7 protein-coding genes and 1 pseudogene are annotated in these 13,179 nt (G+C 67.3%); 4 read left to right on the forward strand and 4 right to left on the reverse strand.

Going from position 1 to position 13,179, the window contains the following annotated elements; all coding sequences use genetic code 11:
* Positions 1-4 precede the first annotated feature (4 nt).
* The 4 genes from ABN028_RS32435 to ABN028_RS32450 all read left to right on the forward strand — a co-directional run bounded on the left by ABN028_RS32435 (position 5) and on the right by ABN028_RS32450 (position 10,522).
* Positions 5-1,033, forward strand: coding sequence for a patatin-like phospholipase family protein (locus ABN028_RS32435; protein ID WP_349699250.1), 1,029 nt, complete (start codon positions 5-7; stop codon positions 1,031-1,033).
* Positions 1,030-3,375, forward strand: coding sequence for a protein kinase family protein (locus ABN028_RS32440; RefSeq protein WP_349699251.1), 2,346 nt, complete (start codon positions 1,030-1,032; stop codon positions 3,373-3,375). Before ABN028_RS32435 ends, ABN028_RS32440 begins: the two co-directional genes overlap by 4 nt.
* Before the next feature lie 120 nt (positions 3,376-3,495).
* Complete coding sequence (locus ABN028_RS32445; RefSeq protein WP_349699252.1) at positions 3,496-9,078, forward strand: ATP-binding protein; 5,583 nt, start codon at positions 3,496-3,498, stop codon at positions 9,076-9,078.
* Between the two features lie 415 nt (positions 9,079-9,493).
* Positions 9,494-10,522: a sugar ABC transporter substrate-binding protein gene (locus ABN028_RS32450; protein WP_349699253.1), complete on the forward strand. Its 1,029-nt coding sequence runs from the start codon at positions 9,494-9,496 to the stop codon at positions 10,520-10,522.
* A gap of 7 nt (positions 10,523-10,529) precedes the next feature.
* Here ABN028_RS32450 and ABN028_RS32455 read toward each other — a convergent pair whose 3' ends face one another.
* The 4 genes and pseudogenes from ABN028_RS32455 to ABN028_RS32470 all read right to left on the reverse strand — a co-directional run.
* A complete protein-coding gene (locus ABN028_RS32455) occupies positions 10,530-11,558 on the reverse strand; it encodes an ABC transporter permease (RefSeq protein WP_349328508.1) in 1,029 nt (342 codons plus the stop codon).
* A gap of 11 nt (positions 11,559-11,569) precedes the next feature.
* On the reverse strand, positions 11,570-12,334 hold the full coding sequence (locus ABN028_RS32460) for an ATP-binding cassette domain-containing protein (RefSeq protein WP_349328509.1): 765 nt from the start codon (positions 12,332-12,334) through the stop codon (positions 11,570-11,572).
* 158 nt (positions 12,335-12,492) lie between these two features.
* Positions 12,493-12,906, reverse strand: a complete 414-nt coding sequence (locus ABN028_RS32465) for a hypothetical protein (protein ID WP_349699254.1) — start codon at positions 12,904-12,906, stop codon at positions 12,493-12,495.
* A 33-nt stretch (positions 12,907-12,939) separates the two neighbouring features.
* Positions 12,940-13,179 (reverse strand): annotated as a pseudogene (locus tag ABN028_RS32470) (IS630 family transposase); the annotation flags it as partial.

The raw sequence follows: 13,179 nt of genomic DNA on the forward strand, positions 1-13,179 counted from the left end.
CACCATGGGTGGGAAGTACTGGACGCCTGACCATCCCGTGCTGCGGGTCCTCGACGCACGCCGGTCGCGCAAGGACCGCCCGGGCCGCCGGGAGGACCCGCACAAGGTCGGCCTGGCGATCCAGGGCGGCGGCATGCGCGGTGTCATCTCCGGCGCGATGCTGACCGCGCTCGACGACCTCGGCCTGCACGACACCTTCGACGCGATCTACGGTTCGTCCTCGGGTGCACTGAACGGTGCGTACTCCTACGCCGGCGACAGCTGGCGGCAGCTCCCGATCTACTGGGACGACCTGACCACCGGGCACTTCATCGACCTCCGGCGCGGGTTCTCCGGCAACATCGTCGACCTCGACTACGCCTTCGACGAGGTGGTCGGGAAGCTCCGCCCGCTCGACGCCGATGCGGTCCTGCGCTCCGAGATCCCTTTGCACGTGGCGATCTCGCTCGTGGACGAGATCCGGACCCACACCGTCTCGTCGTTCAGCTCGGCAGAAGACCTGCTGCTCGCGCTGCGGGCCAGTGCGTGGCTGCCGGTCGCCGTGCGCGGGACGGCCGAGTTCCACGGCCAGCGGGCGATCGACGGTGCCATCCTCACCACCCATCCGGTCCGGCTGGCCGAGGACGACGGCTGTACGCACATCCTGTCCCTCAGCACCCGCCCGCTCGGCCCTGGACGGGTGACCCCCTCGCTCGTCCAGCTCGTGAGTGGCTGGCACCTGGACAGGATCCGGCCCGGACTGAGCAAGGCGTACCACCTCGCCATCCGGGGCTACCAGCGCGACCGTGCCCGGCTGTCGGTGGCGAGCCGCACGGCGAATGGTCCGCCGCACATCCTGGACATCGCGCCCCTCCCCGACGCGCTGCCGATCCGGCCGCTGGAGCAGGATCCGGGTCGACTCATTGTCGCCGCGCGATCAGCGTACGAACTGGCACACTGCGTTCTCGACCACGGCGACGTGGACGCCCTGCGTGCGGGGGCTTTCCGGACGGTGCCGAGGTTCACGCGGGTCAACCGCGGGGAGCGCTCATGACCCCCGACGTCCGGACTGTGCTGGCGGCGGTGGAGGCCGTCGCGTCGCCCGGCGGGAAACTCCAGCAAGGCCATCCGTTGACGGAGTGGACCGTCGACCACTGGCGCACACTCCTGCGCGACCTGCCCATGGACAGCGGAACGTTCGCGGCACAGTACGAGTCGTCCTGGGACACCGCGATCGCGGATCTCGAAGCGTGGTGCCTGGCGCGCCGTGCGGAGGAAGAGCCGGCGCCGGACGAGTCCGCGGCGGGAAGCCTCTCCGGCTATCTGGGTGTCCTCCTCCTCACGCTGGTGTCGCTGCGGCATTCCGAGCAACGCCGGTCCCTCGACCATGACATGAGCGAACGTCTGCATGGGACCCCGGCCCACGACTGCGACCGCATCTGTCGGGCCCTCGTATGCGAGCCGGCGGTGCGGGAGGCGCTGCGGACGCTCTACGCGCCCGCTGAGGGGTCGGACCAGGCAGCAGACCGCGAATGGGAGGACCTCGACTTCTCCACGCTCGCGTTCCACCGGCATGGCACAACGTCGTTCATCCTCACCGGGACACCAGTTCGCCGTGCCCATGGACAGCTGAGGCCCTTCGCCCTCAAGTGCATCATCCATCCCTTCCTGAGGATTCCCACGCTTGGCCGCGCGACGGAGGCCTACGCCGAGACCTACGCGTTGCCGAACACCGAGGTGGACCACCTGGTGTGGGTCTGGGCGAGTACGACGAGCTGGATCCTGATGGACTTCGTACCAGGCCAGACGCTCGCCGAGCGCCTCGAAGCCGAGGCCGAGCAGCGCCGGCCGGGCGTGCTCGATGCGTTCTTTCCCACCGATGCGACCGGCGATGGGGCGGCACCGGTGCATCCACGTCTGCGACTGGACCTCGTCGAGAGGTTCGGGCAGGAGTTGTTTCTCGCCCTGGCAGAGCTCGAACGCTGCGGCCTGCACCACTGCGACCTCTCGCCCTCGAACATCATCGTTGTGCCCGACCCGAACGAGGACCGGGAAACTCTCAAGCTGATCGACCTCGGGGTCAACTACCTCTACCTGCACAACATGCCGGGGCACGTCGGCGTGGACGCGGCGTACGTGGCGCCCGAGATCCGGTCCGGTGCGGCCGACGGCAAGGCCGATGCCGCCGGCTACCTCCCATCCGACCTTTTCTCGTTCGGCCAGCTGCTGATCCTGTTGGGGGCTGGCCGGCTCGAGCTCGACGGAACTGTTCCCGGGATCTTCTACGCCGAGGCACCCTTGATCGCCCGGTTCATCGAGGACCTCACCGACCGCGATCCCGGGCGGCGGCTGCTCATCTTCGGCACACGTGGCGAGGAGTCGACGTCGATCTATGACGACCTGCGCGACTACTTCGGTGAGGAACTCGAGGCGGTCTGGGCCGAACGTGCCGAACAGGGCGGGGCCCGGAACTCCCTGTGGTGGCACGAGATCGCGGGCGTGTTCCAGCCGCTGTCGGGTGCGCTCAGCCGGCAGCGCCGGCTCTGGCTGGTTCGGCGGCGGCAGAGCCTCTACCGCGACCCGACCCGCAACATGCGGGTGCGCTGGCTGCTCGGCTGGTCGACGATGTCGGCGGCATGTTGCGCGATCACGTCGGCGGTCGTCCTCATGTGGACGCTGCGTGGCACCGGACTGGACTGGGACAACCAGATCATCGTCGTGCTGCAGAAGCTGCTCGGCACCTCCTCGGACGAGCTTCCACTGCTCGACCAGCTGCGCGCCGACGACTACGCGCTACCGCGGGGCGTGGGAAGCGTCTGGCTCGGGGTGCTCGGGCTCAGCTTCACGCTGGTGGGCGTGAAGTACTACCAGAGCCTGTTCGCGGGAGTCACCCCGCTGGTGACCGGGTGGCGGTCGGGTTCGCTGACGGTCCAGGCGATCCTTGCGGAGTTGGCGATGCGCAGCTGGACGGTCCTTCCGCTCGTGACGATCCTGCCGCCGTTCCTCGTCCAGCCACGGTGGTGGCCGCTCTTCGTCGCGGCCGCGATGTCCCTCGTGACGCTCGCGAACTGGGCCAGCTCACAGTTCGCGCGGACCGCCCTGTCCCGGGGCCGAGAGCACGGGCTCTCCACCGTGCCGCGACGGGTGTCGGGCATCGCTACGTACGCCTCGTGGATTCCGGGCAACACGTTCTACGCGCTGACACTCTGGATCATCGCCGGGCTGCTCGTCGTGGGCGCCGCCCGGGACACGATGGTCTATATCGTCGGCATCGCATTCGTGAACGTCGTTCAGCTCTATGTCGTGAAATGCGGCTTCCAGGGCCCCGACATCCGGGCCGGCCTGGCCCGCGCCTGCATCACGGCCGAACGTCTCCGCTCCGCCAGATCTCCATGATCATCGTGGCCGCGACCGGGGGGTTGACTCGACGGTAATGCTCGCGGGCTGAAAGCCTGTGCCCGTGGTGGCGGCGATCCGGCGCCGCGGCGTGCTCGGTGGAGTCAGGAGGCCGGTCGGGTGTTCAGGCGTATCGCAGTGGTGAATCGGGGCGAGGCCGCAATGCGGCTGATCAACGCCGTCCGAGAGCTCAACGCCGAGGGCGGCGGGCCGATCGAGACGGTCGCCCTCCACACCGACGGCGAGCGGAGGGCGACATTCGTGCGGGAGGCCGACCTCGCCTACTCGCTGGGGCCCGCCTCGGCGCGACCGTACCTCGACCACGCGGTGCTCGAACGCGCGCTGCGCGAGACGAAGGCGGACGCCGCATGGGTCGGTTGGGGCTTCGTCGCCGAGGATCCGGCGTTCGCTGAACTGTGCGACCGGCTCGACGTGACGTTCATCGGGCCGTCGCCGGAGGCGATGAGGAAGCTGGGCGACAAGATCGGCTCCAAGCTCCTCGCGGAGGAGGCCGGGGTATCGGTCGCACAGTGGAGCGGAGGCCCGGTCGAGTCGCTGGACGCCGCGCTCGCGGCGGCCGAGAAGATCGGCTACCCCGTGATGCTCAAGGCGGCCGCGGGCGGCGGTGGCCGTGGCATCCGCCTGATCACATCGGCCGACGAGCTCAAGGAGTTCTACGACCGCACCCGTGACGAGGCGACGCGCGCCTTCGGCAGCGGCGTGGTGTATCTCGAGCGGCTGGTGACCGGTGCCCGCCACGTGGAGGTGCAGGTGCTCGGCGACGGTCAGGGCAGCGCCTGGGCGGTCGGTGTGCGGGACTGCTCGGTGCAGCGCAGGAACCAGAAGGTGATCGAGGAGTCCGCCTGCCCCTTGCTGTCCGCGGCGCAGATCGAGGAGCTCAAGACCTCGGCCGAGCGGCTCGCGCTGGCGGTCGGCTACTGCGGCGCCGGAACAGTCGAGTTCTTGTACCACCCGGGCGACAGGGCCTTCGCCTTCCTCGAGGTGAACACCCGGCTGCAGGTGGAGCACCCGATCACCGAGATGACCATCGACCTCGACCTGGTGAAGGCGCAGCTGCGCATAGCCGCCGGCGGCCGGCTGGAAGGCGACAGGCCGACCGAGACCGGGCACGCCGTCGAGGCCCGGCTGTACGCGGAAGACCCGGATCGCGACTTCGCCCCGTCGCCTGGCCGGATCGTGCTGCTCGACCTGCCGGCCGGGCCCGGTGTGCGGGTCGACACCGGCGTCAGTGAGGGCGACACCATCCCGGCCGACTTCGACCCGATGATCGCGAAGATCATCACGTACGGCCGGACCCGGGAGGAGTCGTTCGCCCGGATGCGACGGGCGGTCGCGGCGACCACGGTGATCATCGAGGGCGGCGTCACCAACAAGAGCTTCCTCCTCGAACTGCTGGACCAACCTGAGGTGATCGACGCCAGCGCGGACACCGGCTGGATCGACCGGGTCCGTCGTGAGGGTCGACTCGTCTCGCACCGGCACTCCGGCGTCGCGCTGGTCGCGGCAGCGATCGAGGGGTACGAGGACGCCGAGCGGGTCGAGCGGCTTCGGCTGCTGGAGACCGCGCACGGTGGCAGGCCGCAGGTGCAGCACCAGGTGGGCCGGGCGATCGACCTCAAACTGCGCGGGGTCCGGTACCGGGTGACGGTCGCGCGGATCGGCCCTGGCCGGTACAGGGTCGGCGTCGGAAGCGGTGACGACCTGCGTGTGGTCTACGGCGAGCTGGAGCGGCTGGGCAGCTACACCGGTCAGCTGGTCATCGGCGGCCAGCGCTTCCGGCTGGTCACCGCCACGCACGGTCCGGTCCACCTGGTCGAGGTGGACGGCGTCACCCACCGGGTGAGTCGTGACGAGGGTGGGGTCATGCGCTCGCCCGCGCCGGCCCTGGTGGTCGCGACGCCCGTGCAACCGGGCAGCGTGGTGGACGCCGGTGCGCCGGTGCTCGTGCTGGAGAGCATGAAGATGGAGACGGTGCTGTATGCGCCGTTCAAGGCCACGGTGCGCGAGCTGTTGGTCTCCACCGGCAGTCAGGTGGAGACCAGCGCCCCGCTGGTGCGCCTGGAGCCGGTCGCCGAGGGGAGCGAGGAGGCCGACGCCACGGCGGACAGCGGGGTCGGGGTCGACCTGCCGGACGGCGCTCGGGACCAGTCCGCGTCGGAGCGGGCCGAGCGCGGTCTGGACGATCTGCGCAGCATGTTGCTCGGTTTCGACATCGACCCTCGGGACGAGGGCGAGATGCTGTCCGGCTACCTGGAGGCCCGGGCCGAGTTGGCGGCCGCGGGTGGGGCTCCGGTGCCGGCGGAGATCGAGCTGCTGCAGGTGTTCTCCGACTTCGCCGAGCTGAGCCGCAACCGACCCGCAGGTGAGGAGATCAACACCGAGAACCGGGTGCACAGTCCCCGCGAGCATTTCCACACCTACCTGCAGAGCCTTGATCCCGAGCGCGGCGGCCTGCCGGAGGAGTTCCGTATCCGACTCGCCCGGGTGCTCGGCCACTACGGCGTCTCCGATCTGGAACGCAGCGCCGAGTTGGAGGAGGCGGTGTTCCGCATCTTCCTCGCGCAGCAGCGGTCGATCCCGGACGTGCTGTTGGTCACCGCGTTGCTGCAGTGCTGGATCGCCCAACCTCGGCCAGCCGCGCCGCTGGACGAGGCGGTACACGACGTGCTGGACCGTCTGGTGCTCGCCACCCAGCTGCGCTTCCCCGTCGTCGGCGACCTGGCCCGCAGCGTTCGCTTCCGCTGGTTCGACCAGCCGTTGGTGGACGAGGCGAGGGCCGAGGTGCTGGCCGGCGTCGGCACCGAGGTCGCGTCGCTCGCGGCGAATCCGGATGCGCCGGACCGCCGGCAGCGGATCGAGGCGCTCGCTGCCATCCCGGAGCAGATCGCCCGGTTCCTGGCGCAACGGCTGGAGCGGGGCTGGAGTCCGAGCGGCTCGGCGAGCGAGCGAGGGACGAGCGAGGAGCCGACTGGGGTGGGGAATGCGTCCATGAGCACCGAGCGCGAGCCGATGCTCGAGGTGCTGATCCGCCGTCACTACCGCGAGTACGAGTTGCACGACCTGGGCGAGTCCGCCGTCGATGGACGACCCTTCGCGACGGCCGACTACTCGGTCGATGACAGGCCGACCCACCTGGTCAGCACGGTCGGCACGATCGACGAGCTCGCCGATCCGGACAGCGGCCTGGTCCGCGCCCTCACCGCGCAGATCGCTGCCCGACCGCCCGGGCACGAGGCGGTGGCCGACCTGTACCTCTTCGGGCCGGACACTCCGGAGGGGCCGCAGGACGCCTCGGAGGTGTTCCGCGGCCTCGTCGCCGCTTTGCCGGTCGCCCGGCGGGTGCGCCGGGTCACCCTCGCCATCGCACGGAGCGGCCACCAGCCGGTGGAGTACTTCACCTACCGGCCGGCCGGCACCTCGGTCGCCGAAGACGACAACATCCGTGGCGTCCACCCCATGGTGGGGCGGCGGCTGAACCTGTGGCGACTCCGCGACTTCCGGATCACCCGGCTGGACGCACCCGAGGACGTGCTGCTCTACCACTGCGTGGCGCGGGAGAACGACGCCGACCAGCGGCTGGTCGCGCTCGCCCAGGTTCGCCAGTTCGCCGTCGTCCGGGACGACGACGGCCAGGTGACCTCCCTACCGCACGTGGAGCGGGCGATCGCGAACTGTCTGGAGGGGATTCGCCGGGCGCGCAGCGCGCGCGGTACGGCCGGCGCACGCCTGGACATGAACCACGTCTGGGTGCACATCTGGCCGATCGTCGACGCCCAGGTCGACGAACTGACCGCTCTGCAGGCCAACATCACGCCGCTCACCGCCGGTGCTGGCATCGAGGAAGTGCGGGCAGAGGGACGGGTCAGGGCGCCGGACGGTGCCGCGGCGCCGGTCGTCGCACGGTTCTCCTACCAGCCGGGTGCCGGCGTTGTCACCTCTGTCGAGGCACCCGCGACCGAGCCGCTCAAGCCGCTCGACGACTACGCCCAGAAGGTGCTGCGCTCGCGTCGCCGCAACATGGTCTATCCGTACGAGCTGACCGACATGATCGCCGGTCCTGGCGGCTCGGTCATCGAGTACGACCTGGACGACGCTGGAACGCTCGTACCAGTCGACCGGCCGCGCGGTCTCAACAAGGCGGGGCTGATCGCCGGAGTGGTCAGTACGCCGACCCTGCGCTACCCGGAGGGCATCACCCGCGTGGTGCTGAGCGGCGACCCGACGAAGGCGCTCGGCGCGGTGGCGGAGGCGGAGTGCTCGCGGATCATCGCGGCACTCGACCTGGCCGAACGGATGCGTGTGCCGGTCGACTGGTTCGCGCTGTCCGCCGGCGCCCGGATCTCGATGGACTCCGGCACCGAGAACATGGACTGGATCGCCAGGGCGCTGAAACGGATCGTCGAGTTCACCCAGGCAGGAGGCGAGATCAACGTCGTCGTCGCCGGCATCAACGTCGGCGCGCAGCCGTACTGGAACGCCGAGGCGACGATGTTGATGCACACCAAGGGCATCCTGGTGATGACGCCGGACAGCGCGATGGTGCTCACCGGCAAGCAGTCGTTGGACTTCTCCGGCGGCGTCTCCGCCGAGGACAACTTCGGCATCGGGGGCTACGACAGGGTGATGGGCCCGAACGGGCAGGCGCAGTACTGGGCCCCGGACCTGAAGAGTGCCCGGGACGTGCTGATGGCGCACTACGACCACACGTACGTCGTCCCGGGTGAGTCCGAGCCGCGGCGGGCAGAGACGACCGATCCGCTCGACCGGGACGTCACGACCTACCCGCACAACGCACCGGGCAGTGATTTCCACACCGTCGGCGACATCTTCTCCGCCGCGACGAACCCGGATCGCAAGAAGCCCTTCGACATCCGCACGATGATGCGGTCCGTGACCGACCAGGACCACCCGGTGCTGGAGCGCTGGGCCGGGATGGCCGACGCGGACACCGCCGTCGTCCAGGACGCGAGACTCGGCGGATACCCGGTCTGTCTGCTCGGAATCGAGTCCAAATCCGTACCGCGCCGGGGTTTCCCACCCACCGACGGCCCGGACACCTACACCTCGGGCACGCTGTTCCCGCGCTCGTCGAAGAAGGTGGCCAGAGCGATCAACGCGGCGAGCGGAAACCGGCCGCTGGTCGTGCTGGCGAACCTGTCCGGCTTCGACGGCTCACCGGACTCCATGCGGAACCTTCAGCTCGAGTACGGCGCGGAGATCGGCCGCGCGATCGTCAACTTCGACGGCCCGATCGTGTTCTGCGTGGTGTCGCGCTACCACGGTGGGGCGTTCGTGGTCTTCTCCAAGGCGCTGAACGCACGCATCACGGTTCTGGCGGTGGAGGGTTCGTTCGCGTCCGTGATCGGCGGTGCGCCGGCGGCCGCGGTGGTGTTCGCCGGTGAGGTGGACGCACGTACGTCGGCCGACCCCCGCGTTTCGACGCTGGCCAAGCGGGTGGCCGAGGCGAGCGGGGCGGAGCGGGCCGCGCTGGCCACCGAGCTGGTCGAGGTGCGTACGGCGGTCCGGGCAGAGAAACTCGGCGAGGTCGCGGCGGGATTCGACCGGGTGCACAGCATCCAGCGGGCCGTGGACGTCGGCTCGGTCGACGCGGTGATCGGGGCGAACGAGCTGCGCCCCCGGCTGATCGAGGCGATCGAGCGTGGCCTCGCCGCCCTCGGCTGAGAGCGCGAGAAGGTTGCCGGACCCCTCCGCCCGCGGATGCGATGGGCTTCATTCATGTTATTCGGATCTCGTTACGGTCGCGAATTCTATAAACCCCGGTGTCCATCGAGTCTGATTTCGTACCGCCACCCGCCGATTCGCGTTGGGTGAAGATCGCCTGCAGAGTTTGCGAGGACTGGGCACTTTCCGGATAGCTCAACGACTATCGTCCTATCTGGTGCCAGTAGTGGAAGGGCCGTTGGATGTGGCGTGCGATAGTGAAGCGTGAGGACGTCGTCGATACCTGCATGGCGCCCTTGTCACCTGTGGCGGGTCAGTCGTCGAAGCCAAGGTGAGATGCGCGGGGGGTCTGATGCGCCGAACACGCAACGGTAAGAACAGGAAGCGGTGGCGAGGCGCGACAATCGCGGCGCTGGTGGTTTCCGCCATCCTGGCGTTCTCGACCATTTTGACCCTGGGGGCTTGTGGCGCCAATGACGGACGCGGCTCGGACGACGAGGTCATCATCGGCCTGATCACCAAGACCGACACCAATCCGTTCTTCGTCCAGATGAAGCAGGGCGCTCAGAGGGCTGCACGGGAGCAGGGAGTCACCCTGCAGACATTCGCCGGCCGCCAGGATGGCGACAACGAGAGCCAGGTTCAGGCGATCGAGAACCTCATCTCGGCCGGTGCCAAGGGATTTCTGATCACGCCGAACGACTCCAAGGCGATCGTTCCGGCCATCGACAGGGCTCGCCAGCAGGGCCTGCTCGTCATCGCCCTCGACACTCCGACAGACCCAGCCGACGCCGTTGACGCAACGTTCGCGACCGACAACTACAAGGCCGGCTCGCTCATTGGTCAATGGGCGAGGGCGAAGTTCGACAATGAGGGCAGGCAGGCGAGGATTGCCATGCTGGACCTCAATCCCAATCAGGTCTCCGTTGACGTCCAGCGCGACCAGGGATTTCTGGAGGGATTCGGAATCGACGTCGAGGACAAGACCAGGATCGGTGACGAGGACGACCCGAGGATTGTCGGGCACGACGTCACTGACGGCGCGGAGGAAGGCGGCCGCACGGCGATGGAGAACCTGCTACAGAAGGATCCCTCGATCAACCTTGTCTACACGATCAACGAGCCGGCCGCCGCTGGTGCGTACCAAGCGCTCAAGGCCGCGGACAGGGAGAAGGACGTCACCATCGTCTCCGTCGATGGCGGCTGTCCTGGCGTGGACAACGTCGAGGCGGGCATCATCGGCGCCACCTCCATGCAGTTCCCACTGAAGATGGCCACACTCGGTGTGGAGGCGCTCGCCGAGTTCGCCAAGAACGGCACCAAGCCGGCTGTGACCGAGCGCAAGGCCTTCGTCAACACCGGCACCAAACTCATCACCGACGAGCCTCAGGACGGCCTTACGTCTAAGGGCTCGGCCTGGGGCAAGCAAAACTGCTGGGGCTGACAGGTCACTACGCCCTCACCTTCCTGATCCACTGGTCGACGGCGACACCGACGAGCACCATGAGGCCGATCGCGAAGCCCTGCCAGACCACCTGGACACCGGAGATCTGCAGTCCGTTCCGAAACACACCGACGATCAAGGCTCCGACCAACGTGCCGAGCACACCACCACGGCCACCGAAAAGGCTGGTGCCACCCAGGACAACCGCGGTGATCGAGTCGAGGGCGTACTCGACGCCGATGTTCGGACTCGCCGAGGCCAGCCTTCCAATCAGGATCCACGCTCCGATGGCATACAGCAGCCCTGCCACAGTGTAGACCGAGAACAACACCCGACCCGTGCGAATCCCCACCAAACGCGCTGCCTCATCGTTGTCTCCAGAGGCATAGATGTGTTTGCCCCAGGACGTCTGACCGAGGGCGTACGCAAAGTACGCGAACAATGCCAGCATGATGATGGAGCCGTACGTGATCCGGAAATCGCCGACAGCGAAGGTGATTCCGGTCCAGCTCATGATCGGCGGCATGTCGGCGCCCCGAACCGTCGCGCCTTCGGACACGACGAAATTGAGGGAGAAGAAGATGCTCAGCGTCCCCAGGGTCACGATGAACGGCGGCAGTCCAATCTTTGTGACCAGCGCACCGTTCAACGCACCCATGGCGGCGCCGAGGGCGAATCCGACGACCAGTGCGAGCCCACCCGGCAGCCCGGCCCCGACGGCAAGATTCGCCATCAGGATCGACGAAAAGACCGCGATTCCACCTACCGACAGATCGATACCGGCGGTCAGGATGATCAAGGTCTGACCGAGAGCCAACACCGCGATCACCGTCACCTGACCCAGCACCAGCGACAGGTTCGAGGCCGACAGAAAGCGTGGGTTCACCACCGAGAAGGCGGCGATCGCCAGGATCAGGACGAACAGCGGTCCAAAGGTGCCGTAGTCGCCGGCCAGGTTCTTGATTCGCAGCCGCAGACGGGCCGGGCGGCTGGTGCGCCTCGAATCCAGGAACTCGCGCAAGCCGGTCCGGGTCATAAGCCGTACCGTCACCCGCCGAGGTCCGACAGGCCGCTGGAGATGAGATGGCTGATTCGTGCCTCGGACAGCTGGCCCGATCGAAATCGCCCGATTACTCGACCTTGGCGAAGGACGGTGAGGCGATCAGCTACACATAAGGTCTCGTCTATCCTGTGGGACACGACGATCACTGCAATTCCTAGATCGTGTAGCCGTCTGGTCAATTCGAACAGCTTCTTGACCTTTCCGACGGCCAAGTTCGCTGTTGGCTCATCCATGATCACGAGCCTGGCGTTGAAGGCAAGCGCACGCCCGATGGCGACAACTTGACGTTGACCGCCAGAGAGGTGGCTGACCTTGAGGCGCGGATCCAGTTCGACGTCGAGCGATGCCAGGACCCGACATGCCTCCTTGTCCATGTATGGGCGGTCTAGAATGCGAAGAAGCTTGCCGATTGTTCTCCTTCGCACCTCCCGCCCGAGGAAGATGTTGGACCGAACGTCGAGGTTGTCGGCCAGCGCAAAGTCCTGATAGATCATCTCGATCCCATGTTGACGAGACTCACGGGGCGACGAGAAGTGCCTCACCGAACCATCGACAACGATCGTTCCGGCATCCGGCTGATAAACACCGGCCAAGATCTTCATCAGGACCGTCTTGCCAGCACCGTTGTCACCAACGAGTGCGTGGGTCTCGCCGGGCCTGACGTTCAAGCTGACGCCTCGTAGCGCCTGAACCGCGCCGAAGTTCTTCCAGATGTCGACAAGTTCGACTAGGGGCGGGTTCGCGTACATATCCAGCTCTCAGGGCTCGATCGTGATCGAGGCGCAATCAAGTTTCAATGTTAACGCTCAGGAAATGGAGGACAGCAACGGCACCTTCGCCCTCACCATGGTGGTGTCGTCAACAAGCCCTCGCTGATTGGTGGCGGGAGCGGCCGACCTTCTTGCGGTCACCTTAAATGCGTGAACTTCGAGATTTTGTTAGTCAAGCTCGGACATGGATTGCGGTGGGAAGTGACGCCGGCGAAGGTCCGTCGATGGCACACCGAGATTCCTTTGCGGAAGAACCCATGAAGGCGCTTGTGCGGGGGACGTGAGCCAGCCATCGCGCCGCCCTGGAAGCCGGAGCCGACCCAGCCCTGGCCGCTACCTGGCCCCGCGAGGTTCAACCCAACACGCGGCCGTTCAGGCGAGACTCGGCCAGAGAATGGCGCCGTGCCGGCGTACCACCAATCCGTCGGCGGCTCGTGGGTGACCACGAACATGTGCTGGCCGGCGGCGGGCTTGCCGTTCCAGCCCTTGGTCAGGTCGAACAAGCGGCGACCGATGACGTTCGCTGCGATGCCGGCGTACTGGGTCAGCATGAGGTGGTCAGTCCATGACTTCAACGTATAGAACTAGTACCCCGTGGTTGAGATCTTTTGACGGTTCGTTTTGGTGAGGATCTGGTCGGCGGTCTTGGTCCAGACGAAGGGGTGGCAGCGGTCGTTCCAGCCGGTGATGAATTGGTGGATCTTGGTGATCAGGTCGCGGACGGAGCGGAAGGTTCCGCGGTGGATGGCTTGGCGTTCGATGATGGAGAACCAGACCTCGACCAGGTTCATCCATGACGCCGACGTGGGTGTGAAGTGGACCTT

It is taken from the genome of Actinopolymorpha sp. B17G11 (assembly GCF_040196095.1).
Classification (GTDB): Bacteria; Actinomycetota; Actinomycetes; order Propionibacteriales; family Actinopolymorphaceae; genus Thermasporomyces.